Source organism: Streptomyces sp. NPDC127197 (genome assembly GCF_042672405.1).
GTDB lineage: Bacteria > Actinomycetota > Actinomycetes > Streptomycetales > Streptomycetaceae > Streptomyces > Streptomyces flavusporus.
Genome location: NZ_JBHXVG010000002.1, coordinates 410,640 through 434,762, shown reverse-complemented (window position 1 = coordinate 434,762; position 24,123 = coordinate 410,640). Strand labels below are relative to the sequence as shown.

Here is a 24,123-nt window from a genome sequence, read left to right as displayed (position 1 = left end):
GACGGGGGACGTCCAGGCTGCGGTCGACGACGACCTGGGGTGGCCTCGGAGGCGAGGGGGACGGCGTGACAGGCGTTGAGGAGGCAGGGAGCAGGCGGCCCGGGACCGAGCCGCTGCTGCTCGGCGTGCGGCATCACGGGCCGGGTTCGGCGCGGGCCGTGCGGGCAGCGCTGGACGCGGCCCGGCCGCAGGTGGTGCTGATCGAGGGCCCGCCCGAGGCGGACGCGCTGATCCCGCTGGCCGCCGACGAGGACATGCGCCCACCGGTCGCCCTCCTCGCCCACGCCGTGGACGATCCCGGCCGTTCGGCTTTCTGGCCGTTGGCCGAGTTCTCGCCGGAGTGGGTGGCGATCCGGTGGGCCCTGGAGCACGAGGTGCCGGCTCGCTTCATCGATCTGCCGGCCACGCACACGCTGGTGTGGGGCAGGGAGACGGTGACGAGTCCCGAGGGGGAGGCGGAGGCCGCCGACGTCGCGGAAGCAGAGGCGAACGATGCGGATGCCGGGGGCGCTGCCGTACCGGAGGCGGATGCCGGCGATGCCGCCGAACCGGAGATGACCGAGGCGGACGTTCGGGTCGATCCGCTCGCCGTGCTTGCCGATGCCGCAGGTTATGACGATCCCGAGCGTTGGTGGGAGGACGTCGTCGAGCACCGGGGGTTGGGCGAGAGGGATGCGTTCGCTCCGTTCGGCGTGCTCGAGGAGGCCATGGGCGCCTTGCGGGAGGCGTACGGGAGTGGCGGGCACGAGCGGGATCTCGTGCGGGAGGCGTACATGCGGCTCCAGGTGCGGGCTGCGCAGCGGGAGTTCGGGGGTGGCGTGGCGGTCGTGTGCGGGGCGTGGCACGTGCCCGCACTGCGGCAGAAGGCCACGGTCGCCGCCGACCGGGCCCTGGTGAAGGGGCTGCCCAAGGTCAAGGCCGACATGACCTGGGTGCCGTGGACGTACCGCCGGCTGGCCCGGGCGAGCGGATACGGCGCGGGTATCGACTCGCCGGGATGGTACGGGCATCTGTTCGCGGCGCCGGACCGGCCGGTGGAGCGGTGGATGACCAAGGTGGCGGGGCTGCTGCGTGCGGAGGACAGGATCGTCTCCTCGGCGCATGTCATCGAGGCGGTGCGGCTGGCCGAGACGCTCGCGGCGATGCGCGGGCGTCCGCTGGCCGGCCTCGGCGAGACCACCGATGCCGTGCGTGCCGTGATGTGCGAGGGCTCGGACGTGCCGCTGGTGCTGGTGCACGACCGGCTGGTCGTGGGGGACGTGCTGGGGGAGGTGCCGGAGGCGGCGCCTGCGGTGCCGTTGCAACGCGACCTCGCCCGGCTCCAGCGGCGGCTGCGGCTCAAACCGGAGGCGCTGGAGCGGGAGCTGGAGCTCGACCTGCGCAAGGAGACCGACGCCGGGCGCAGTCGGTTGCTGCACCGGCTGCGGCTGCTCGGCGTCGCCTGGGGCGAGCCGACGGTGTCGCGCGGCAGCACCGGGACCTTCCGGGAGACGTGGCGGCTGCGCTGGGAGCCGGAGCTGTCCGTGCGGGTCGCCGAGGCCGGGGTGTGGGGGACGACCGTGCTCGCCGCGGCGACCGCCAAGGCGGAGGCCGACGCGACGGCGGCACAGGGCCTCGCCGAGGTCACCGGGCTCGCCGAGCGCTGTCTGCTGGCCGAACTGCCCGACGCCCTCCCGGCGGTGATGCGGATCCTCGCCGACCGCGCGGCGCTCGACACGGATGTCGGCCACCTCGCCCAGGCGCTGCCGGCCCTGGTCCGCTCGCTGCGCTACGGCGACGTGCGCGGCACCGACACCGGAGCGCTGACCGAGGTCGCCGCCGGCCTCGCCGAGCGGATCTTCGTCGGCCTGCCCCCGGCCTGTGCCGCTCTCGACGCGGACGCGGCCCAGGAGATGCGGGGCCATGTGGACGCGGTGCACACCGCCGTGGGGCTGCTCGGCGAGGCCGGCACACCGGAACACGGTGGCCTGCGCGGCCGCTGGCACGCGGTGTTGCGGGTCCTGTCCGCTCGGGACACCGTGCCCGGCGTCATCCAGGGGCGCGCGGTGCGGCTGCTGCTGGACGACGGGGAGCTGGTCCAGGAGGAGGCGGCGCGGCTCATGGGGCTGGCGCTCTCCCCAGGGACGGCGCCGGCGGACGCGGCCGCATGGATCGAGGGCTTCGTCGGCGGAGGCGGCGGGGGCGGGATGCTGCTCATCCACGACGAGCGGCTGCTCGGACTGGTCGACGGCTGGCTGACCCGAGTGCCGGCGGAGGCGTTCACGGACGTGCTGCCCCTGCTGCGGCGCACCTTCTCGGCGTACGAACCGGGGGTGCGCAGAACGCTCGGCGAGCTGGTGCGGCGCGGGCCGGGACAGCGGGGGAGCACGCAGGCGGCGGGAGCGGGCATACCCGGCTTCGGGGTCGGTCTCGACGCCGAGCGCGTCGCAGCAGTGGAGCCGCTGGTGCGGCTGCTGTTGGGGCTGGACGGGTCGGGAGCAGGCGAAAGCGCCGGCCTGGTGGGGGTGGCGGGATGAGCAGGAGCGTCGGCGGACGCAGGACGAGTCGAACCGGCCGCACCAGTGGACCGGGCGGCGGAGCGCGTGGGGGAGGAGGACGTATGACGACGGAGTCCACGGCCGTGGCCGAGTCGGACGACGCCGCCCGGGAGCGGTTGCGGCGCTGGCGGCTGGTGCTGGGGGGTGAGGCAGCGGACGGTACGGGGTGTGCGCTCGGCGGGCGGGACGCCGCGATGGACGGGGCGCTCGCCGCGCTCTACGGAAAGGGGGACAAACCGCAGACGGGGAAGGACCGTTCGGCGGGGCTCGGGGCGTCGGCGCCGTCCGTGGCCCGCTGGCTCGGGGACATCCGTACGTACTTTCCGTCGTCCGTCGTGCAGGTCATGCAGCGCGACGCCATCGACCGGCTCGGGCTGTCCGCCCTGCTGCTGGAGCCGGAGATGCTGGAGGCCGTGGAGGCGGACGTGCACCTCGTCGGCACGCTGCTGTCGCTGAACAAGGCGATGCCGGAGACGACGAAGGAGACGGCACGAGCCGTTGTGCGCAAGGTCGTCGAGGACCTGGAGAAGCGGCTCGCCACCCGCACTCGGGCCACCCTCACCGGCGCCCTCGACCGCAGCGCCCGCATCAACCGGCCGCGCCACCACGACATCGACTGGAACCGCACGATCGCGGCCAACCTCAAGCACTACCTCCCGGAGTACCGGACGATCGTGCCGGAGCGGCTCATCGGCTACGGGCGAGCATCCCAGTCGGTGAAGAAGGAGGTCATCCTCTGCATCGACCAGTCGGGATCGATGGCGGCGTCCGTCGTGTACGCGTCCGTGTTCGGAGCGGTGCTGGCGTCCATGCGGTCGATCAGTACGCGGCTCGTCGTCTTCGACACGGCGGTCGTCGACCTCACCGACCAGCTCGACGACCCGGTCGACGTCCTCTTCGGCACCCAACTCGGCGGCGGCACCGACATCAACCGGGCGCTGGCGTACTGCCAGTCGCAGATCACCCGGCCCGCGGAGACGGTGGTCGTGCTGATCAGTGACCTCTATGAAGGGGGGATACGGAACGAGATGCTGAAGCGGGTGGCGGCGATGAAGGCGTCAGGGGTGCAGTTCGTGACGCTGCTCGCGTTGTCGGACGAGGGGGCGCCCGCCTACGACCGGGAGCACGCGTCCGCGCTGGCGGGGCTCGGCGCGCCGGCGTTCGCCTGTACGCCGGACCTGTTCCCGGAAGTGATGGCGGCAGCCATCGAGAAGCGTCCGCTTCCGATACCGGACACCACATGACGACCGGGGAGCACCGGGTGAGTTCGCCTCGAAAGGGGATATGACTGCCCATCGGTAACGAGGGGCTTGCGCAACCTCGGGAGTCCCGTGCAAGGATCGATGCCTCGTCAGCGGTGCGCCGCGCTCCGCCCGCCCGTACCGCGTCGTCCACTACGCGACTCGTTCCGCCGCACCAAAGGACCCTCCCTCTCTTGATCTGGTCAGCAGCCCTGTCCGGTGCCGCTGTGCGTGTGCTGCGCGCGGCGGCCGGGCGGCGTGCGCTCCAGATGGTGTTGCTGGTGGGTGGGTTGTTCGTGCTCGGGGTGCTGTACGGAGGGCAGGCACGGGCGACGGACGGCACGGCCTCGGCGACATCGGCGACCTCTCCGGCCCTGGTGACTGTCTCGGCTTCGGTCGACTCGCCAGGTTCGGTGACTTCGGCGAAGGCGAGGCCGGACGACGTCGGGAAGTCGACTCCGGCAGAGGGCGCCGCGTCGTTGGCGCAGGGTCTTGTGGGCGGGACCGACCACGACTTCGGCGGCTCTCAGGATCCCGCCGACCGCGGCGGTGCCCCGGTCACGGACGTGTCGCCGGGACCGGTAGGGCGTCCCGCTGCCGAGGCTCCTCACGGCCGGGACAGCGAGTCGATCGTGCGGCCGGTGACCGAGGACCTCGTGGGGTCCGTGGGTGAGCGAGTGATACGGCCGGTCGGTGGCGTGGTGGAGACCGTGACCGCGCAAGCCGAGGTGCCGCCGCTGTCGTCGTTGCCCGTGTTGCCGTCGCTGCCGGGGCTGTCCGACTCACCCTCGCTGCCCGTCCTCCCCGAGCTGCCCGGCCTTCCGGAGCCTCCTCCCGGGTACCTGCCCGCGCCCCCCGCCCTCCCCGAGCTGCCGGGGCAGTTCCCGCCGCTGCCCGGGGCGGTGACGCCCCAGCCGGGCGCTGCGGGGACGCCGCCGTCCCCCGAGGGGCGCGGCGGCAAGGCGGGCGGCGACGGCATCCATGGGCCGCGTCTCGGCGGCTCGTCCGGCGAGGTCGTGGCCGCCGTCCACGGCAGCGGGCAGCACGATCGGGCCGGCGATCAGTACGCCCCGGTGCATCAGGTGCCGGCGGGGCGCGGTGACGGCATGCTGGGCCACCGTTCGGCGGCGGACAGCGGCACGTCCCGGAACGGCGACGCGCACGCCGTGACCTCGAACGACCGGGCGCGGCTGTGGCTCGTGTCCGGCGCCGCCGTGCGCGTCGAGTCGGACGGGACACGGGACCGGCACCGGGACATCCCGGTATTCCCCGGCTAGGGCAGGCCTTTCCCGCGCCGTAGACCTGCCGCGCGGGGGCGGAACAGGTCTGCCCGACCGTCCGGACCTCCCCCGGTCCCCGGACGGAAGCCGCCGGAGTCGTCTTTGCAGCCGTCGGTCCCCACTCCCCGGACCGCGAGCGGAAGACGGCGCCGGAAGGTCCCCAAGTCCCCTGGCACGAGCCCGAGCACGAGGTTGCCCCTCCCGGTGACCTGCTTGCGGGCTCGCGCTTCCGACGTCGAGTCCCGAAGGATCAGACGCACGCAATGAACAAGAACATCCGCCGTTCCATCGTCATAGCCGCCGGAGTCACCGGCGCGTGGGCGCTCGGTTCCGCTGTCGCGAGCGCCGACGAACTGCCCATCTCCTCCCTCTCCGTGTCGGACGCGACCACGGATGCCGAGAGCACGCTCGGTGAGGTCACCGACGCCGTCGACGGAGTCGTCTCCGACCTCGCCGACGCCGACGCGCAGGACACCGGCGTGACGGACGCCCTCACCGGTGCCGGCGTCGGCAAGGCGACCTCCACCGTCACGGACGTGCTCGGCACCGCCCGGACGACCACGGACGGGGTCCGTGCGACCGCCGCGTCGTCCGGCGACGGCGGTGCCGTGGAGCAGGCCCGCCGGTACGTCGACGCCGACGTGAGCCTGCCGAAGGCGGCCAAGGTCCGGGGCGCGCAGGCCGTCCAGGGTGCCCAGGCCGCCCGAGCCGCGCAGGCCAAGGCCGAGGTCACCGCCGACGAGGTCGCCGGCACGGCCGGGGCCACCGTCGCCGACACCGCCGCGGCCGCCCCGACCACCCCCCAGGACACGGTCGACTACCTCTTCGGCCCCCTCTCCGCCTTCGCGCCCGAGCTTGAGCAGGCGCTGGCCGCGGCGCAGACGAGGCTTCAGGGCACCCAGGCGGCGGCGCGGTCGCAGGCGCAGGGCGTCGAGGGTGTCGTACGGACGAAGGCGCAGTACGCGGTGGCGGGCGCGGGCCGCACCGCGGCGGGCGTGACGCATGCCGCGCAGTCCGCGGTCGCCGGGGCCGACGCGCGGACCGCCGGTGCGGTCACCACCGCTCAGGGCCAGGTCGGTGCCGTCAGGACCGCCGCCGAGGCGAGCGTCGCCTCCGTGCCGGGCCATGTCACGGGCACCGTCGGCGGGGTCGAGCAGCGCGTGGTCGGCACGGTCACCGCCGTGCCGGGCGCGGTCACGCCGGTGGTGGAGCAGACGGCCGCGGCTGCCGTGCCGCCGGTCGCCTCCTCCGCCGTGGCCGGCGTGCGGCCGGTCGCCGACCGGGCGGTGACGGGTGTGGTGCCGGTCGCCGGGCAGGCCGTGGCGGGCGTCGTGCCCGCCGCCACCGGCGCGGTGCACGGCGTTGGGCCGGCCGCGACCGGAGCCGTGTCCGGGGTGACCCCGGTCGCCGGCCACGCCGTGCACGGAGTCGCGCCCGCCGTGACCGACGCGGTGCACGGAGTGATGCCGGTCGCCACCGGTGCCGTCGCCGGGGTCGCCGCGGTCGCCGGTCATGCCGTGGACGCCGCGACCGCGCTGGCGTACGGAGTGGTCGCCGACGTTCAGCCCGTCGTGGGCGGCGTCGTGCAGGGCGTGCAGCCGGTCGCCGGCGGTGCTGTCACGGACGTGCATGCGGTGGCGGGCGGTGCGGTGGCGGGCGTGCAGCCGGTCGCCGCAGAGGCCGTCACGGACGTGCAGTCCCTCGCCTGGGGTGCGGTCGGGGACGTGCGGCCGGTGGCCGAGGGCGTGGTGGCGGACGTACCGCCGTATGCGACCGGTGTCGTCGACGAGGTGCCGCCGTACGCCGCGGGCCTCGTCGGGCAGGTCACCGGCGACGCCACGGGTACCGCGCTGCCGCCGGTCGCGCACACCGCGGTGCAGGGTGTCGTGCCGGTCGCCGGGCAGGCCGTCGCCGACGCGGGCGGGCTGGCGTACGGCGTCGGGGGCGATGCGGAGTACTTCACCGGCGGGGTCGCCGGGGGTGTACCCCCGCTGGCGTACGGCGTGACAGAGCAGGCCGGGGGCTTCGCCGAGGGCGTGGCGGGCGAGGTGCCGCCGTTCGCACAGGGCGTCACCGGTGCGGTCCAGCCGCTCGTCGACACCGTCACCGAGACCGTATGGCCGGTCGTCGAGGGTGTCGGCGGCAGCACCACGACGCTGGCCCACGGCGTGGTGGGCGACGTCGCTCCGTTCGCGGGCGGCGTGGCCGGCGAGGCCACCCCGTTCGTGCACGGTGTCGCCGGGCAGGTCGCGCCCTTCGCGCAGAACGTCACCGGCACCGTCCAGTCCACCGGCGGTTCGCTGACCGGCCACGCCGTCTCCGGCGGGGAGGGCATCGCCGAGTCGGTCACGCCCGGTTACGTCCAGGACGTACGCCAGGGCGGCACGTACAGCATCTGACCGAGCCTGCTCTCGCAGGGCGGAGGCCCTGCACCCAGACCCGCAGGGCCCCGCTCCACGGCGGCCGAAAGCCGTCGGTCCGTCTGGACGGAAACCTGCGGTCCGGGCCCGGCGGTCCCCATTGGGGTGGGGATCGCCGGACCCGCGCCCGGGGGCCGTACGTCAGGCCCCTCGGGGATGCTCAAGGGGCCTCACCGGGTCAACCCCAGCCCGGTGAGGCCCTGTGCCGTCCCTGGCGTGTTCGCTGCCCGGTCACCCTCTGTTCCCTCACCGACGGCACGCCGTGCCAGTGAGTGCGGCATCATGTGACAGGTATCACCGCTCAGGTGTGACCCGCGATTTAGAGACCCCCAGCAAGCGGGGATAACCTGCGAGACGGACATGCCGCGCGCTCGGACACCGTGTGCGCTTCCCTTGTGACACATGCGGTCGTCACGTTGCCCTTCGCGGCACGCCCACGCATCCAACGAACCGCGAGATCACTGATAGGGACGGAAGCGCGTGGACCTGTTCGAGTACCAGGCGAGGGACCTCTTCGCCAAGCACGATGTACCGGTGCTGGCCGGTGAAGTCATCGACACGCCTGAGGCGGCGCGCGAGATCACCGAGCGTCTGGGCGGCAAGTCCGTCGTCAAGGCGCAGGTGAAGGTCGGTGGCCGCGGCAAGGCCGGTGGCGTGAAGCTGGCCGCCACCCCGGACGAGGCCGTTGCCCGCGCGACGGACATTCTCGGCATGGACATCAAGGGCCACACGGTCCACAAGGTCATGATCGCCGAGACGGCCCCGGAGATCCTCGAGGAGTACTACGTCTCCTTCCTCCTCGACCGTGCCAACCGCACCTTCCTCTCCATTGCCTCCGTCGAGGGCGGCATGGAGATCGAGGAGGTGGCGGCCACTCGCCCGGAGGCCGTCGCGAAGATCGCTATCGACGCCATCGACGGCGTGGACGAGGCGAAGGCCCGCGAGATCGTCGAGGCCGCCAAGTTCCCGGCCGAGGTCGCCGACAAGGTCGTGAACGTCCTCGTCAAGCTGTGGGACACCTTCATCAAGGAGGACGCCCTCCTGGTCGAGGTCAACCCGCTGGCCAAGGTCGCCTCCGGTGACGTCATCGCCCTCGACGGCAAGGTGTCGCTCGACGACAACGCCGAGTTCCGTCACCCCGACTTCGAGGAACTCCACGACAAGGCCGCGGCCAACCCCCTCGAGGCCGCCGCCAAGGAGAAGAACCTCAACTACGTCAAGCTCGACGGCGAGGTCGGCATCATCGGCAACGGCGCGGGTCTCGTGATGAGCACCCTGGACGTCGTCGCGTACGCCGGTGAGAAGCACGGCAACGTCAAGCCCGCCAACTTCCTGGACATCGGCGGCGGCGCCTCCGCGCAGGTGATGGCGAACGGCCTGGAGATCATCCTCGGCGACCCGGACGTCCGCTCCGTGTTCGTCAACGTCTTCGGCGGCATCACCGCCTGTGACGAGGTCGCCAACGGCATCGTGCAGGCCCTGAAGCTGCTGGAGGACCGCGGCGAGGAGGTCACCAAGCCGCTCGTCGTCCGCCTCGACGGCAACAACGCCGAGCTCGGCCGGCAGATCCTCACGGACGCCAACCACCCGCTGGTCCAGCGCGTCGACACCATGGACGGCGCGGCCGACAAGGCCGCCGAGCTCGCCGCAGCCGCCAAGTAAGCACCGAGGACGAGGACATCCACACACCATGGCTATCTGGCTCAACAAGGACAGCAAGGTCATCGTCCAGGGCATGACCGGCGCCACCGGCATGAAGCACACCAAGCTCATGCTCGGTGACGGCACGAACGTCGTGGGCGGCGTGAACCCGCGCAAGGCGGGTCAGACCGTGGACTTCGACGGCACCGAGGTACCCGTCTTCGGCACCGTCAAGGAGGCCATCGAGGCCACCGGCGCCAACGTCTCCGTCATCTTCGTGCCGGAGAAGTTCACCAAGGACGCCGTCGTCGAGGCCATCGACGCCGAGATCCCGCTCGCCGTCGTCATCACCGAGGGCATCGCCGTGCACGACACGGCCGCCTTCTGGGCGTACGCCGGCAAGAAGGGCAACAAGACCCGCATCATCGGCCCGAACTGCCCCGGCATCATCACCCCGGGCCAGTCCAACGTCGGCATCATCCCGGGCGACATCACCAAGCCGGGCCGCATCGGCCTGGTCTCGAAGTCCGGCACGCTGACGTACCAGATGATGTACGAGCTCCGTGACATCGGCTTCTCGACCGCCGTCGGCATCGGTGGCGACCCGATCATCGGCAGCACGCACATCGACGCCCTGGCCGCCTTCCAGGCCGACCCCGACACCGACCTGATCGTCATGATCGGTGAGATCGGCGGCGACGCCGAGGAGCGGGCCGCGGCCTTCATCAAGGAGAACGTGACCAAGCCGGTCGTCGGCTACGTCGCGGGCTTCACCGCGCCCGAGGGCAAGACCATGGGCCACGCGGGCGCCATCGTCTCCGGCTCGTCCGGCACCGCCCAGGCGAAGAAGGAGGCCCTGGAGGCCGCGGGCGTCAAGGTCGGCAAGACCCCGACCGAGACGGCGAAGCTGGCGCGCGAGATCCTCGCCGGCTGAGTCCTCTGACCGACCGTCGATGGGCCCGTTCCCCTGGTGGGGACGGGCCCATCGGCGTTTTCGTTCGTCCCGCCTCACCTCGGTTCCGGCACCAGCCGCTCCGGTCCGCCGGCCGTTTCCATGCGCAGCTTCTCCAGCAGCTCCAGCTGCTGCTCCGACAACGGCCCCGGCGCCGCCCGCGGCGGTACCCCGCGTACCGTCTCGCCCGGTGCCACCGGCGGCTCGTACTGTGTCGGGGCCGTGCGCAGGGTCAGGGCTGTCGCGCCGATGAGGGTGACCGTGAAGGCGATGGCGGCTCGGGTCCAGAAACGGGCGCGGCGTTCACTGCCGTTGCGCACCGTGAACGGTTTGGCGGCCCGTAGTCGTTCCGTGTCGGCCAGGCGGGCGAGCCGCCGGTGCAGTTCGGCCGGGTCGGACAGCTCCGGCAGCCGCGCGGCGACGGCCTCGCGCGCATGCAGCAGCCGGTTCGCCGCCGCCGGGGTGCTCGCCTCCGTCTCCGCCGCGGTCTCCGGCAGGTCGAGGCCTACGACGTCGTACAGCAGGAGCGTGCGGCGGTGCGGCGGCGGGAGTCTCAGGAGTACGTTCAGCAGCGTACGGTCGGACGCGTCGGCCGGTGGCGCCTCGGGGTGGCGATGGCGCGGGCGGAACCGGTGCCAGGGGGAGAGGGCGTACTCGTACGCCGCCGCCCGGACCCAGCCCGTCGGATCGCGGTCGACGGCCACCTCGGGCCAGCGCTGCCAGGCGAGTTGGAACGCCCGCTCGACCGACTCACGAGCCAGCTCGCGCCGCCCGGTCAGCAGGTACGTCTGCCGTACGAGGGCGGGGGCACAGAACGCGTAGAGGGCGTCGAAGGCCTGAGCGGGGGTCAGGGAGGACGGTGACGACGGCGCGAAGGGGTCGGGCTGGGCCTCGGGTTCCGGCTGACCGTGACGTACCGTTACATCTGTCTTCCTCGCAGGAATTTCACGATCGGTGACGGTCTCGATGCCGGTCTCGGTCGTCAGCGCGTTCAGCAATTCCGCGTACACCTCCCGTTTCCGGCCGCGTGGAGTCGCGCGGCCGGCCTCCCAAGCCCGCACCGTCCGACGGGAGACACCCATGCGCTCCGCGACCTGAGCCACAGTCAGCGAACCTGTCTCGCGCAGGCGGCGGCGCTCCTTGGGCGAGGGGAGCGGGGTCGCAGGGCTGCTCTGCCTCACAGGACACCCCTTCGTACGAAAAAGTACATAAACACATATTGGGCGACACATCGGAGGTTCGCCTGTTACGACGGGAAAGCGCGTGTCGTTGGGAGCATGACGGTCGTGATTCAGATGTCCGACCGCCGATCGCCGCTGTCATCCCTGCTCACCCGTTTGCGTCGCCGATCGCCCGGACTGGCCGCCAGCCTCCTGGGTGGCGCGGTCGCGGCCGGGCTGGGGCTCGGCTCGTTCGCCGTGCTCGTGATGGTGCTGTGGATCACCTCGCCCTACCCGGACAGCGGGCCGGGGGGCGCGCTGCATGTCGCCGCGGGGCTGTGGCTGCTGGCGCACGGCGCGGAGCTGATCCGCACCGACACGCTCTCCGGCGTTCCCGCGCCGGTCGGCGTCACGCCGCTGCTGCTGCTCATGCTGCCGGTGTGGCTGGTGCACCGGGCGGCGCGGGACGCGGTGGACGGGGAGCTGGCGGGTCGGGCACCGGTGGGCGTCCGTACGGCGTGGGCGGGGGTGGTGCTGGGGTACCTCGCCGTCGGGGGGCTGGCCACGGTGTACGCCTCGGGAGGCGGCTCGCTGCGGGCCGACTGGGTGTGGGCCGCAGTGTGTCTGCCGGTGGTCGCCGTGGGGGCGGCGGGAGCGGGAGTGTGGACTGCGTACGGGCGGCCCCTTGAGCCGGTGGACGGTGCGCTGATCCTGCCGCGCGGTCTGCGGCGGCTGTTCCTCGGGGCGGCGGCCCGGGAGGGGCTGGGTGTCTCGGCGCGGGCAGCCGCGGCCGGGGCCGCGGTGCTGGTCGGGGGCGGGGCGTTGCTGGTGGCGGTGTCGCTGGTGTGGCACGGCGGCGCGGCCCGCGAGGCCTTTGCCCAGCTGACGCAGGGGTGGTCGGGGCGGTTCGCGGTGCTGCTGCTGTGCGCGGCGCTCGTGCCGAACTCGGCGGTGTGGGGTGCGGCCTATGCCCTCGGCCCCGGGTTCACGCTCGGCGTCGGGCACACGACGACCCCACTGTCCACCGACACCGCCCCGCTGCTCCCGCCGTTCCCCCTGCTGGCGGCGCTACCGGAGGCGGGCCCCGGGACGCCGCTGAACTGGGCGGCCGCGGCGGTGCCGGTGGCGGCCGGAGTGACGGTCGGGTGGTTCACGGGGAGGGCGGCGGTCCGGGGTGGGGAGGATGAGGATGCGAGGGGAATGCCTTGGTCGTGGGGGCGTACGGCGGGCTGCGCCGGTCTGGCGGCTGTGTGGTGCGCGGCGGGACTCGCCGTGCTGGCCGGGCTGGCGGGCGGGCCGCTCGGGGTGGCCGCGCTGGCTCGGTTCGGGCCGGTGTGGTGGCAGGTGGGGGTGGCGACGCTGGCGTGGACGGCGGTCGTGGCGGTTCCGACCGGGGTGGGGGTACGGGCGTGGCGGTGCCGGAGGCGTGAGCAGGGAGCGACGGCGACCATCACCGGGCAACGGGAAGGGGCGGTGCCGGGCGGAACGGAGGGCGCTGGGGTGGGGGCGTCGGCTTCGGGGGAGGGCGCGGCGAAGGCTCGGGCGGGGATGTCGGATTCCGGGCCAGGCGAATTGGAGGCGTGGGCCGGGGCGGTTGATTCTGCGGCCGGAGGGTCGGATGTCCGGGCTGGAGCGGCTGGCTCTGCGGCGAGTGAGTTGGACGTGTGGGCCGGGGTGATTGATCCCGTGGTGGGGGAGCCGAGCGTCGGGATGGGAGCGGCGGATGCGGGGGCGGTTGGGGCGAAGGGGCGTGTGAAGAGCCCGGAGTTCGCCTCGGCCGCGGCGAACGTTCGGACGGACGTGGCCGATGCCGGGGAGGCGGCGGCGAGGGTTGGGCCGCGGGCGTCGGACTCCGGGGAGGGGCCGGCGACGGGGCGGAAGCGGGCGTCGGACTCCGGCGAGGGGTCGGCGAAGCGGCAGGCGCGGGTGCCGGAATCCGGCGTGGACGCGGCGAACAGCCGGACGGAGATGGCGCATCCCGGCGCGGTGACCTCGAACTCCGGGACGCAGAGGCCGGAGGCCCGCGCGGAAGCGTCGGACACCGGTGTGCGGCGACGTCGACGGCGGTGGCCCTTCTCCGGCGGCTCGTCATCCCGCAAGCGCGACGGTGTCGGCCCGGATCCTCGGTCGACCGCATCGCAGGCCGCGCCCTACGCAGGCCGCCCGGACACCCCGTACGACCCCACCCTCGAGCCCTACGACTTCCTGCCCGTCGACCCCTCGATGCCCTGGCGCGACGACACCCGCGAGGCCCGCTGGGCGGCGTTGAAGGAGGCGTCCAGGAAGGCGGAGCCACCGGTGGCGGACGACTCTTGAGGCCAGGCGTCTCCCGGAGGCCTGCGTGTCCAGCGCCTTCCAAACGCCCGAGCCTCCGAAGGCGCACCCCTAAGCGTTAGCCCCCAGAACCCCCCGCAACTCCTCCGGCAGCAGCTTGGTGCACGCCTGTCTGGCCTCGTTGGTGAGGGCGTCGTTGGTGCAGGTGTAGTAGTCGCGGTACACGAACTGTGCGGTGAAGGTCGCGGCGACGAGCATGATGGCCAGGGACGCCGTGACCAGGCCGCTCACTGCGGCCGCGGTCTGTGGGCGGGCCGGTGTCGTGAGGGCCGGGGTGTCGGGGCTGGGGGTGCGGGGCTTGGTGCGCAGGGAGCTGATGCCCCAGTAGAGGGCCAGCGCGCCGAGCAGCAGTGCCACGTACGGCCAGCTGAAGAGGGCGAAGAAGAAGGCCCACATGCCGGCCAGCAGCGTGTAGCGCGCACGGCGCTGTGCCGGGTCCGTGGGGTCCCAGCGCAGTCCGCCCTGGCCCGGACCGCCGCCCGGCCCCTCGGGGCTGCGGCCGGGCCGGTCGCCGAAGCCGCCGCCGGAGGAGCGGCCGGGCTGCCGGTCGCTCCACTGGCTGCCCCACACGGGGCGGCCGCCCTCACCCTGCGAGCCGGAGGAACCCGAGGAGTCGGGGGAGCCCTGCGAGCCCCGTGAGTCCCCTCCGTCGCCGGACGGGCGCCGCGGCTGCCACGGCCGGTCCGGCGTGCCCTCCGGCGGTGGCGCGAACGGGTTGTCGTCCTGGGCCGCACCGCTCCGCCGGTCGTCGGCGTCGCCCGAGGGCGCGCCGGGCGGCGTCGAGGGGCGCTCCCGCAGCAGCACGCCGGCGCGCTCCCCTCCCCGTGCCGACTGAGGGGGGAGTGTGAGGAGTCGCAGGCTGCGGTCCGACATCAAGTGAGCGTCTTCCCCTTGGTGAATACGACTGGTCTGGCGTGAGCTGTCCTCTCGTGAACGCACCGCACCCCGGCCGCGTTCCCGAGCCCGCTCCTCCCAGACGCTACCTTCCGGCCACGCCCCCGTCCCGTGGGGGCTGCCCGGTGTGCCGGTATCGTTGCTGACGGTCGGCCGCTTCGTAGGCTTCCCCGTATCCGGGGGCGTGAAGCATTCGTACGAACGCACATACCGGCGCCGTACCCGGCCGACTGTGCACACGCTTCCCCGAGAAAGGGCCCCACCGTGGCCGCCAAGCCCGTGGTCAAGCGCCTCGTCGTGCTGGTCTCCGGATCCGGCACCAATCTGCAGGCGCTCCTCGACGCCATCGCGACCACCGGCGCCGAGGCGTACGGAGTCGAGATCGTGGCCGTCGGAGCCGACCGCGCCGGCATCGAGGGGCTGGCGCGGGCCGAGCGCGCCGGGCTGCCCACGTTCGTGTGCCGGGTCAAGGACTACGACACCCGCGAGGAGTGGGACGCGGCCCTCGCCGAGGCCGTCGCCGCGTACGAGCCCGATCTCGTCGTCTCCGCCGGGTTCATGAAGATCGTGGGCAAGGAGTTCCTCGCCCGTTACGGCGGGCGGTTCATCAACACCCACCCCGCGCTCCTCCCCAGTTTTCCCGGCGCCCACGGTGTCCGCGACGCGCTCGCGTACGGCGCCAGGGTCACCGGCTGCACCGTCCACTTCGTCGACGACGGCGTCGACACCGGGCCGATCATCGCGCAGGGCGTGGTGGAGGTCCGGGACGAGGACGACGAGAGTGCGCTGCACGAGCGCATCAAGGAAGTCGAGCGAAGGCTGCTCGTCGATGTCGTGGGGCGGCTCGCCCGCAACGGCTATCGCATTGAGGGACGAAAGGTAGTTATCCAGTGACCGCCACCGCCGAGAGCAACAAGCGGGCCATTCGACGGGCGCTCGTCAGCGTCTACGACAAGACGGGTCTGGAAGACCTCGCGCGTGGTCTGCACGAGGCCGGCGTCGAGCTTGTCTCCACCGGCTCCACCGCCGCCCGCATCGCCGCCGTCGGCGTTCCCGTCACCAAGGTCGAGGAGCTCACCGGCTTCCCCGAGTGCCTGGACGGCCGGGTCAAGACCCTGCACCCCAGGGTCCACGCGGGCATCCTCGCCGACCTGCGCCTGGACAGCCACCGGCAGCAGCTCGACGAGCTGGGCGTCGCGCCCTTCGACCTCGTGATCGTCAACCTCTACCCGTTCCAGGAGACCGTCGCCTCCGGTGCCTCGCCCGACGAGTGCGTGGAGCAGATCGACATCGGTGGGCCGTCCATGGTGCGCGCCGCAGCCAAGAACCACCCCTCGGTCGCCGTGGTCACCAGCCCGGAGCGGTACGCCGACATCCTCGCCGCCGTGCGCGACGGCGGCTTCGACCTCCCCACCCGCAAGCGGCTGGCCGCCGAGGCCTTCCGCCACACCGCCGAGTACGACGTGGCGGTCGCGGGCTGGTTCGCGGGCGAGTACGCCGGTGACGGCGAGGAGTTCCCGGAGTTCATCGGGGTGACGTACGAGCGCAAGCAGGTGCTGCGCTACGGCGAGAACCCGCACCAGTCCGCCGCCCTCTACACCGGCGGCTGCGGCGGCCTGGCCGAGGCGGAGCAGCTGCACGGCAAGGAGATGTCGTACAACAACTACGTCGACACGGACGCCGCCCGCCGTGCGGCGTACGACCACGCGGAGCCCGCCGTCGCGATCATCAAGCACGCCAACCCGTGCGGCATCGCGATCGGCGCGGACGTCGCCGAGGCCCATCGCAAGGCGCACGCCTGCGACCCGTTGTCGGCGTTCGGCGGTGTCATCGCCGTCAACCGGCCGGTCAGCAAGGAGATGGCCGAGCAGGTCGCCGAGATCTTCACCGAGGTCGTCGTCGCCCCCGACTACGAGGAGGGCGCGCTCGAAGCCCTCACCAAGAAGAAGAACATCCGCGTGCTGCGCTGCCCCGAGGCACCGCAGCCGCCCGCCGAGTTCCGCCCGATCGACGGCGGTGGCCTGGCCCAGGTGAAGGACGTCTTCCAGGCCGACGGCGACGACCCCGCCAACTGGACACTGGCGACCGGCGAGGCCCTGAGCGCCGACGAACTGCGCGAGCTGGCCTTCGCGTGGAAGGCCTGCCGTGCGGTGAAGTCCAACGCGATCCTGCTCGCCAAGGACGGTGCCTCGGTCGGCGTAGGCATGGGGCAGGTCAACCGCGTCGACTCGGCGAAGCTGGCCGTGGAGCGGGCGGGCGCCGAGCGCGCGCAGGGTTCCTACGCCGCCTCGGACGCGTTCTTCCCCTTCCCGGACGGCCTGGAGATCCTCACCGAGGCCGGCGTCAAGGCGGTTGTCCAGCCGGGCGGTTCGGTCCGTGACGAGCAGGTCGTCGAGGCCGCGAAGAAGGCGGGCGTGACGATGTACTTCACGGGGACGCGGCACTTCTTCCACTGATGACATGCGACACGGGTGCCCCCCGTTCGGGGGCACCCGTCGAGCGGTGGGCGGCCAGCCGCAGTTGAACGCGCCGGAGGTGCTGGACCCGAGCACCACGTCCGCGCCGCCGAGCGCGGTCAGATACGCCGGGGTCCTCGGCGCGGTGGGCCTCATCCTCGTCGCCGGGACGTGGACGGTGCTGTCCCGCTCCGAGCCGTCCCGAGCCCCCGGTGCTCGCCGCCGACGTATCGGCTCCCGCGCCCGGTCCCGGCTGCCACGGCGACTCCTGTACCGGCAAGGATCCCGAGGACCTGGAGTGCTCCAGCGGGGTGAGCAGGGGGACCAGGTGGAGATCCTGGGACGTCAGCTGCAGCCGCTGTTGTTCTTGTACGTCGCGTAGTGCCACACGTTCTTGTGGTAGAAGCGGTACTTGCCGTCCCCGGTGCGGAAGATGTCGAAGTAGTAGCGCGAACCGTGGTACCGGATCTTGGACTTGGTGGCGTTGGTCGAGCCCGTACTGCGGTACTCCAACTCACCGGCGCGCGTGGAGGAGTTCCACTTGTCGTCGGCCGCGCCGAACGTCTTGTTGCCGACCTTGCCGTCCTGCGTCAGACCCCAGGCCTTCTGCAGCTGCTTGGTGGCGTACGCCGTGTTCGAGCCGAACTTGCCGTCGATGTCGGCGTAGTCGAACTGGGAGCCGTTGCTCTCCTTGACGCCCTCCGCGTACAGGATGATCTGCCACAGGCAGGTCGCGTTGGTGTCCTTGTACGACGAGGTCGACAGCGTGCCCTCGTCGCCGAAGTCGTCGTAGAACGAGCCGCCGCCGCTGATGTAGCCGTTGGACGCGGAGGCCGAGGCCGGCGAGGCACTGACGGCCAGGGCGCCGGCGGCCGCGGCGCTCACCGCGGCGGTGGCCAGACGGGCCCGAGTCGTACGGAAGTTCATGGTGTTCCTTCCCCGTTGGTGATGCGATGATCATATTGATCAAGGTCGGAGTGTAGGGGACCCCGAGCGCGGGCCGCGGCGCCCGAAGGCGGGACGCCGCGGCTGTTACGCGTTAGTTGCAGGAGCGGTTCTTGTAGTAGGCGATCTTGTTGCCGCCGTCCTGGGCGAACAGGTACTGACCGTTGCCGTTGCGGGTCACGGAGAAGCTTTCCTTCGTGCCCACGTACTTCAGCTTCAGCGTCCTGCCTGCCGCTGTGCTGCCGGAGATGTACCTGAGCCTGGTGTTCGCCCTGATCCAGGTCCTCGAGCCGATCTTGCCGTCGGCGACCAGGCCCCAGCGCTTCTGCAGCTGCGCACTCGCGTACGCAGTCCTCTTGCCGAAGTCGCCGTCGATGTCGGAGCCGCCGAAGTCCACGGGGCTGCCGGGCCCCCTGTCGACGCCTTCGGACTGCAGGATCCGCTGCCACAGGCAGGTGGCGTTGGACTTGGCGTAGGAGGAGCTGGACAGGGTGCCCTCGTCCTCCCAGTCGTTGCCGTGGGTGCCGCTGCCGTTGATGACCCCGGCAGAAGCGGACGCCGAGGCCGGCGAGGCGCCGAAGGCCAGGACGCCCGCGAGGGCGGCGCCGAAGGTGGCCGTGGCCAGCCTGGCCCGGGGCGTACGAAGGGTCATGGTGTGTCCTTCCCCGTTGGATTCGTGCTGCGTTGTGCGCGGGGTCGTGCGGCCTTTGCACGACGCAGGCGTAATTGTGGGACACCCGCGGTGTGCGGGGGTACCTCGAACGTTTCAGGGTGGTCGCCGAGGACATGGTGATCAGGCGTCCCCGTACAACTCGCACCACACCGTCTTGCCCCGGGGCTCCTGGTGGACGCCCCAGGGCACCGCGACCGAGTCGAGCAGCAGGAGGCCGCGGCCCGATGCGCCGTCACCGGCAGGGCGGTGCAGTACGAGCCAGGCGTGCGGGTCGGTGTCGGTGACCGCCGGTCGGGTGCGGTCCTCGGCCGTGCGGTTCCACCCGGAAGCCGCAGCGGATCCGCAGCGGGCTCTCCGGCTCGGCGGGGTTGAGGTGCTCGCGGCAGATCGCGGTCGTGAGCCGGCCGTGTTTGCGCAGACGGCGTTCACGCCGTGACCGCGGGTGGCGATCAGGGCGGTCAGAGCGCCGAGTACCGCGCAGACGATGCCCCGCTTCAGCAGCACGACGCCTCCGTCCAGCGGATGCCGACACCTGGGTCTCCGGCTCCGCCGCCGTTCTCCGGGTGGTGCCCCCGGCCACTGCGGTGGGGGCGGAGAACGGCGGGAGCCCGAAACCTCTCCGGGGCGCGGCTGAGACGTGCCGCGCCCGGTGAGGACCAACTATTGCCGTGCCACGCCCGCTCCGGCCATGCTGTTGCGGCTGAACGCAAAAGCTGAGTTCACCGGGGGAGAACGACATGCTCCGCGTCCACTTCACCGATGCCGACCTGGCCAGAACCAGGTTGAGCACCGCCTCGGACCCGCTCTGGGACATCGCCGTCAGCCTGCACCGCTTCCAGACCCGGCAGGGCCGCTGGGCCTATGCGGAATGGCACCGCACCACCCGGCAACGGCTGCGTGAGAAGGGACTGGAACGCGCCCTGCGCAGCGTGCTGTTACCGCTGTATCCGAGGGCCGCCTACTTCCCGGACTTCCTGACGCCGTTCCAGTCCGCCGCCGAAGGGCTGGACGCCGGTCTCGAAGCCATCCTGGCCACACCGCCGCGCCGGATCCGGGAGGAAGTCGCCCGTCTCGACCGGGTCGTGGGGGCTCCTCCGTGGGCCGTGCGGCTGGCCGAGCCGGCAGCCCGCAAGGAATTCGTACGGCTGATGCGCGCCTACCACGACGTCGCCGTCGCCCCGTACGAGGACCAGGTCCAGGCCCGTGTCGAGGCCGAGCGGGCGGCCCGGTCCCGGCAGCTCATGGACGGCGGCGTCGAGGGGCTCCTCGCGGGCCTCGGCTCCTGGACGCGCTGGGAACGCCCCGTCCTGCACGCCGTCTATCACCCGTCCGTGGACCGGGACCTGTACCTGGACGGCCGCGGCATGCTGCTGGTGCCGTCGTACTTCCTCCTGGAGAAGCCGATCAGCGTCGCCGACCCCGGCCTGTCCCCGGTACTGGTCTGCCCACTCGCCCGCGAGCCGTCCGCACCGCTGCCGCCGGCTCTGGCGGACGCTCCCGCCGCACCCCTCACCGCCCTGCTCGGCCGCGCCCGCGCCGTGGCCCTGTTCGCCATCACCGCCGGTGCCACCACCGGCGAGATCGCGCGCGCCGCGGGCGTGTCCGCGTCCGCGGCCAGCCGGCACGCCACCGCGCTCAGGGACGCCGGACTCATCACCAGCCAACGGCACGGCGCGACCGTCCTGCACACCCTCACCCCCGCGGGCGCGTCCCTGCTCCGCGCCGCCACACGGAAGAACGCCGGTGGCGGCCGGCGCGCTTCCGCGTGAGCGGCCTCACCAGAGCGACGACAACACCCCCCACAACGACACCTTGTACGAGCAGCTGTTCACCAGCTTGTGCGAGCGCGGCGCGTACGTCCCCGCCAGGTTCCCCATGCTGTTGACGTTGGTGCAGCCGGTCCGCTGGGCCGTGCGCTGACGGTCGTAGCCGGCGGGTTCGAAGCCGGTGCCGCGGTAATACACCACACCGTCGAACTCCCGCTTGTCCGCGATGTTGTTGAACACCGAGCGGACGGGGGCGCCCGCGGCCCATGGGCAGGTCTGCTCGCCCGACTGCCAGTCCGTGTCGTCGCCCCGCCAGTGGCACATCTCGCCGTTGCCGTTGTGCTCGCTGAAGAAGCAGACGCTGTCCTCGGGGCAGCGGTCGTAGCCGTAGGTGCTCTTGGCGAGCCTCGCCTCCTTCGGCAGGGCCACGTACTCCGGCGTCCCGTCGTCCAAGGTCGCGGCCCGGTGTGCCACCATCGACGCGACCGTGAGCCCCGTCGTCACCAGGAGCACGCCCGAGAGGGTCCCCGCGAGAACGGGGTGCCGGCGCCAGAAGCGCGGGCGCGGCTTCGGCAGGCGAACCGAGCGGACCGTGCGCGTCCCCGCCGCCGCCTCGATCCGCCGCAGCAGCGCCTCGGTGCCGACGCGCTCGGCGTGCGTGGGAGCGAGACAGTCCCGGACGATCTCCCGCCAGCCGTCCGGCAGTTCGGGCGACAGTCGCAGCTCCTCCGCGCCCCGCGCATACCGCATGGCCGCGTCGCAGCGCGCCTCCGTCGTGCCGCCCGGCAGCGGGAAGGCGCCGGTCAGAACGACGTGGGCGAGGACCCCGAAGGCCCACACGTCGGCGGAGGGACGGATGCGGGTGCCCCGCTCGTCCATCTCCGGCCACAGCAGTTCCGGCGGGGTGTAGTCCGGGGTCGCGAAGGAGGGGGCGTAGGCGTGCGTGCCCTCCATCTCCGCGGCCATGCCGAAGTCGGCCAGCCGTACCGAACCGTCCTTCATCAGCAGCACGTTGGCCGGCTTCAGGTCCCCGTGCACCCATCCGGCGCGGTGCAGCTGGGCCAGCCCTTCGCAGATCTGCGCGAGAACGGCACCGGGGTCCGGCACCGGTTCCGGTACGGCGTCCAGAGAGCCCTCGGCCCGTTCCAGTACGAGGACGGTGGCGCCGTCGAGCTCCGGGTGGTCCGGGGCGTCGACGGTGAGCGTGTCGTACATCCGGATCAGCCGCGGCGAGCGCAGTCGGCCCAGGAACTCCACTTCCCGCTCTGCCAGTTCGCGCAGGTGGCGCAGCTGGCGCGGGGTGCGGGTGCCGGTGGGCAGGAACTTCAGCGCGGCCCGCCGGGGCAGGTCCGCCTCGGCGTCCCCGACGAATCTGCCCGCGTAGACGGTCGCGAACGCCCCGGACGCGATCGGCTCGCGCACTTCCCACTGGCCGACCCGGTGGCCCTTCGGCACGTGAACCACGTACGGCTCCCGGCTCACCGGCGCACCTCGCTCGCGGGCGCGGCGAGTACGACCAGGTCGTCCTCGCGGACCAGGTCGAAGCGGAGCGCCAGCGAGACCAGCGTCTCCTTCTTGCCGTTGACGCGCCGACCGGGTTCCGCCGTGTCCGGGCCCGGCCGCAGGCGCAGTTTCAGCGCCAGGTAGTCGATGTTCCAGTAGACCGCCGAGCGGCTGACCGACGGCCACACCGGGCGCAGCCGCTCCACCAGCTGCTCGACCGCCGGCAGCGCGGCGTGCGGTGCTCCGCGCAGGCGGGGCTCGCACAGGGCGGCCAGGACCGCGAAATACCGCTTGGTGCGGTCGAGGGTGAACGCCGGTGCGGTGAGGGTCCCGGAGAGCCCGTGGCGCTCCACGCTGCGGAAGGCGTGCCGCGGCGCCCAGACGTCGAAGGCGAGCAGGTCGCCCGCGGCGGGCAGGACCACCCGCGAGAACTCGAACGGCACCGGAGCGTCCAGCCGGCCCGGCCCGACCTTGATGTGCTCTCCCGCGCCCTCCGGGTTCTCCACGACGTAGGTCTGGTCCTCGCTGAGATTGCTCAGCAGCCAGAAGGTCCGGTGTGCGGTGATCTCCCCGGCGACCCGGGGCACCCCCTCGTGCGTGATGGTGAGGCCGCCGGCGGCGGCCCTGCCGAACTCCAGCCGCTCACCTGTGGCGATCCTGATCTGACCGTCCGGCCTCGCGCAGGCCGGCGGCACGACGATGACGCTGTACATGGACTCGTCCCCTCGCCCGATTCCATGAGGGCCACCCTCCCCCAGTCCCACGAAGGTGAGGGTAAGGGACGATCCTCGAAGAGCCCGAAGGGTTGTCCGTGATACGGCGCGTCTGTGGAGAGTCCGGGGAGAAAACGTCCCGGACTCTCCAGTTCCAGGGGGCCTGTCGGCCGGTACCTCAGACCTCTCAGGGTCACTTCTTCTTGGTCGACGTCCGGTAGGCGGCGGCCGGCAGCACCCTGCGGTCGCCGGTCAACCCGGTCTGCTCGAGGCGGGGTTCCATGAAGCGGAGACAGCGGCCCACCGCCGGGATGGACTCCGCGGGGGTGAGGGGAGGCCTGGGGGTCTCCTGCGCGGGGACGCCGTCCGCGCGGATGTGCCAGCGCAGGATGCTGGGGGTCGAAGTTGCTCTCCGCCTTGAGCAGCACGGCGATCAGCGCCGGGGTCACCTCCGGCCGGACGCAGTCGTGGGCGGAGTCGACGATCAGCCGCCGGTAGGCCACCGGGACGCCCTTGTTCGTACGGAGTTCGGAGGCGCCGTAGTTCCGGCCGTGACCTTCCGGGGCTCGGGATCCGTGTCGTCGGCCCCGGCCCAGGTACTGATGCCGTAGCCGAGCACGGCCACGGCGACCGTGGTGGCCGCGGCGGTCAGGGCCGTCGTACGGCGGGGCGGCGGCGCGGCAGCCGGGGCGAGCGGCCCGTGCCCGCCGCAGCAGCGGCTGGGTGCCGATGCGCTCGGCATGCGTCCGGGCCAGACACTCGCCTCCGGCAGTTCGGGCGACAGACGCAGGGGAGGGGGATGCACCTGGGCCGTGTCCCCCCGTGTGCGGGTGAGACACGGCCCTCGGGTGTGAACGGCGCGAACCGTTCTGTCGCGCGGCGCGTCGAGCGGCGCGGCCGGCGGCTCAGTAGCGCGGGCGGCGGAACCATTCGGCGCTGGCGCGCTTCGCGGAGAAGACGATCACCAGGATGGAGATCGCGATGATGATCAGGCCGATGCCATAGGCCGCGATCATGAAGATGCCCGTGACGATCGCGAACGAACCGTAGACGATCGAGCAGACGCGGACGCCGTTGCCGCCCTTGGCGTACTGGAGCAGCAGCGCAAGACCGAGGATCGCGAACACGGTGGCGAGACCGAGGAAGAAGACGACGACGCCCTTGCCCAGATCGGCGATCGCCTCAGCCTCGGAGTCACCGGTGACACCCGCCTCGGCCATGGTCTCGTCCCACTGGCCGAGCGCGACCCCGTACAGCACGGCGATGACCGCATGGGCCAGCGCGATCACACCGAGCATGATCTGCGAGGCGCGGGTGATGCCCGGCATCTGCGCGGGAGCACCGGGCATGTAGCCGCCGCCGTACGGCTGCTGGACGGGCGGGGCCGCCGGGTATCCGTAGCCCTGCGGCGGGGCGCCGGGCGGCGTCTGCTGGGGGTAGCCGTAACCGGGAGCGGGGGCCTGGGGCTGCTGGGGCGGCTGCCCGTGCCCGTAGGGGTTGTTCGGGTCGCCGAAACTCATGGCGGTCTTTCCTCCGTTTTGCCTGGAGTGCGGGGACGAGGCGCGGCCGGATTCGGAGGAAGGTTCTACAGATGCGGTTCGTCCCCCC

General features: G+C 72.4%; 19 protein-coding genes and 1 pseudogene. 11 read left to right on the top strand and 9 right to left on the bottom strand.

Annotation, left to right across the window (positions count from 1 at the left end; all coding sequences use genetic code 11):
* Nucleotides 1-65: 65 nt before the first annotated feature.
* From ACFVJQ_RS04650 to sucD, 6 genes are all read left to right on the top strand, one after another.
* Nucleotides 66-2,516, top strand: coding sequence for a DUF5682 family protein (locus ACFVJQ_RS04650; protein WP_385780890.1), 2,451 nt, complete (start codon nt 66-68; stop codon nt 2,514-2,516).
* 83 nt (nt 2,517-2,599) lie between these two features.
* Nucleotides 2,600-3,781, top strand: coding sequence for a VWA domain-containing protein (locus ACFVJQ_RS04645; RefSeq protein WP_129799189.1), 1,182 nt, complete (start codon nt 2,600-2,602; stop codon nt 3,779-3,781).
* 191 nt (nt 3,782-3,972) lie between these two features.
* A complete protein-coding gene (locus tag ACFVJQ_RS04640) occupies nt 3,973-5,055 on the top strand; it encodes a hypothetical protein (RefSeq protein WP_385780887.1) in 1,083 nt (360 codons plus the stop codon).
* Between the two features lie 266 nt (nt 5,056-5,321).
* On the top strand, nt 5,322-7,457 hold the full coding sequence (locus ACFVJQ_RS04635) for a hypothetical protein (RefSeq protein ID WP_385780885.1): 2,136 nt from the start codon (nt 5,322-5,324) through the stop codon (nt 7,455-7,457).
* Between the two features lie 501 nt (nt 7,458-7,958).
* On the top strand, nt 7,959-9,140 hold the full coding sequence (sucC, locus tag ACFVJQ_RS04630; protein ID WP_224733353.1) for an ADP-forming succinate--CoA ligase subunit beta: 1,182 nt from the start codon (nt 7,959-7,961) through the stop codon (nt 9,138-9,140).
* Nucleotides 9,141-9,168: 28 nt separating this feature from the next.
* Nucleotides 9,169-10,053 (top strand): succinate--CoA ligase subunit alpha, encoded by an 885-nt coding sequence (gene sucD / locus ACFVJQ_RS04625; RefSeq protein WP_129799186.1) that lies wholly within the window; start codon nt 9,169-9,171, stop codon nt 10,051-10,053.
* A gap of 74 nt (nt 10,054-10,127) precedes the next feature.
* Here sucD and ACFVJQ_RS04620 read toward each other — a convergent pair whose 3' ends face one another.
* The gene (locus tag ACFVJQ_RS04620; protein WP_385780882.1) at nt 10,128-11,252 is read right to left on the bottom strand and encodes a helix-turn-helix domain-containing protein; all 1,125 of its coding nucleotides are present in this window, start codon (nt 11,250-11,252) and stop codon (nt 10,128-10,130) included.
* A gap of 96 nt (nt 11,253-11,348) precedes the next feature.
* On the opposite strand from ACFVJQ_RS04620, the pseudogene ACFVJQ_RS04615 reads away from it, so the two are divergent.
* Nucleotides 11,349-12,659, top strand: a pseudogene (locus tag ACFVJQ_RS04615) (DUF6350 family protein); the annotation flags it as partial.
* A 957-nt stretch (nt 12,660-13,616) separates the two neighbouring features.
* On the opposite strand, the gene ACFVJQ_RS04610 reads toward ACFVJQ_RS04615, so the two are convergent.
* The gene (locus ACFVJQ_RS04610; RefSeq protein ID WP_385780879.1) at nt 13,617-14,438 is read right to left on the bottom strand and encodes a hypothetical protein; all 822 of its coding nucleotides are present in this window, start codon (nt 14,436-14,438) and stop codon (nt 13,617-13,619) included.
* Between the two features lie 285 nt (nt 14,439-14,723).
* On the opposite strand from ACFVJQ_RS04610, the gene purN reads away from it, so the two are divergent.
* The 3 genes from purN to ACFVJQ_RS04595 are packed head-to-tail and all read left to right on the top strand — an operon-like array spanning nt 14,724 to nt 17,297.
* Nucleotides 14,724-15,353, top strand: coding sequence for a phosphoribosylglycinamide formyltransferase (gene purN, locus ACFVJQ_RS04605; protein WP_385780876.1), 630 nt, complete (start codon nt 14,724-14,726; stop codon nt 15,351-15,353).
* The gene (gene purH / locus ACFVJQ_RS04600) at nt 15,350-16,915 is read left to right on the top strand and encodes a bifunctional phosphoribosylaminoimidazolecarboxamide formyltransferase/IMP cyclohydrolase (RefSeq protein WP_385512634.1); all 1,566 of its coding nucleotides are present in this window, start codon (nt 15,350-15,352) and stop codon (nt 16,913-16,915) included. Before purN ends, purH begins: the two co-directional genes overlap by 4 nt.
* 4 nt (nt 16,916-16,919) lie before the next feature.
* Nucleotides 16,920-17,297, top strand: coding sequence for a hypothetical protein (locus tag ACFVJQ_RS04595; protein WP_385780873.1), 378 nt, complete (start codon nt 16,920-16,922; stop codon nt 17,295-17,297).
* Here the strand turns inward: ACFVJQ_RS04595 and ACFVJQ_RS04590 are convergent.
* The 3 genes from ACFVJQ_RS04590 to ACFVJQ_RS04580 form a co-directional block, all read right to left on the bottom strand.
* Complete coding sequence (locus ACFVJQ_RS04590; protein ID WP_385512636.1) at nt 17,261-17,842, bottom strand: peptidoglycan-binding protein; 582 nt, start codon at nt 17,840-17,842, stop codon at nt 17,261-17,263. The two genes, ACFVJQ_RS04595 and ACFVJQ_RS04590, sit on opposite strands and share 37 nt — an antisense overlap.
* Nucleotides 17,843-17,954: 112 nt before the next feature.
* Nucleotides 17,955-18,512, bottom strand: coding sequence for a peptidoglycan-binding protein (locus tag ACFVJQ_RS04585; protein WP_385512637.1), 558 nt, complete (start codon nt 18,510-18,512; stop codon nt 17,955-17,957).
* A gap of 141 nt (nt 18,513-18,653) precedes the next feature.
* Nucleotides 18,654-19,037 carry a hypothetical protein gene (locus ACFVJQ_RS04580; RefSeq protein ID WP_385512638.1) on the bottom strand — a complete coding sequence of 128 codons (384 nt, stop codon included), beginning with the start codon at nt 19,035-19,037 and terminating at the stop codon, nt 18,654-18,656.
* Between the two features lie 233 nt (nt 19,038-19,270).
* Between ACFVJQ_RS04580 and ACFVJQ_RS04575 the strand changes: the two genes are divergently transcribed.
* Nucleotides 19,271-20,302, top strand: coding sequence for an ArsR family transcriptional regulator (locus ACFVJQ_RS04575; RefSeq protein WP_385512639.1), 1,032 nt, complete (start codon nt 19,271-19,273; stop codon nt 20,300-20,302).
* A gap of 6 nt (nt 20,303-20,308) precedes the next feature.
* On the opposite strand, the gene ACFVJQ_RS04570 is transcribed toward ACFVJQ_RS04575, so the two are convergent.
* From ACFVJQ_RS04570 to ACFVJQ_RS04555, 4 genes are all read right to left on the bottom strand, one after another.
* On the bottom strand, nt 20,309-21,781 hold the full coding sequence (locus tag ACFVJQ_RS04570) for a protein kinase (RefSeq protein WP_385780868.1): 1,473 nt from the start codon (nt 21,779-21,781) through the stop codon (nt 20,309-20,311).
* On the bottom strand, nt 21,778-22,515 hold the full coding sequence (locus tag ACFVJQ_RS04565) for an FHA domain-containing protein (RefSeq protein ID WP_385512641.1): 738 nt from the start codon (nt 22,513-22,515) through the stop codon (nt 21,778-21,780). Before ACFVJQ_RS04565 ends, ACFVJQ_RS04570 begins: the two co-directional genes overlap by 4 nt.
* Before the next feature lie 484 nt (nt 22,516-22,999).
* Entirely contained in the window at nt 23,000-23,320 is a 321-nt protein-coding gene (locus tag ACFVJQ_RS04560) for a hypothetical protein (RefSeq protein ID WP_385780866.1), read from the bottom strand.
* 100 nt (nt 23,321-23,420) lie between these two features.
* Nucleotides 23,421-24,035 (bottom strand): hypothetical protein, encoded by a 615-nt coding sequence (locus ACFVJQ_RS04555; RefSeq protein ID WP_385512643.1) that lies wholly within the window; start codon nt 24,033-24,035, stop codon nt 23,421-23,423.
* Between the last annotated feature and the right edge of the window lie 88 nt (nt 24,036-24,123).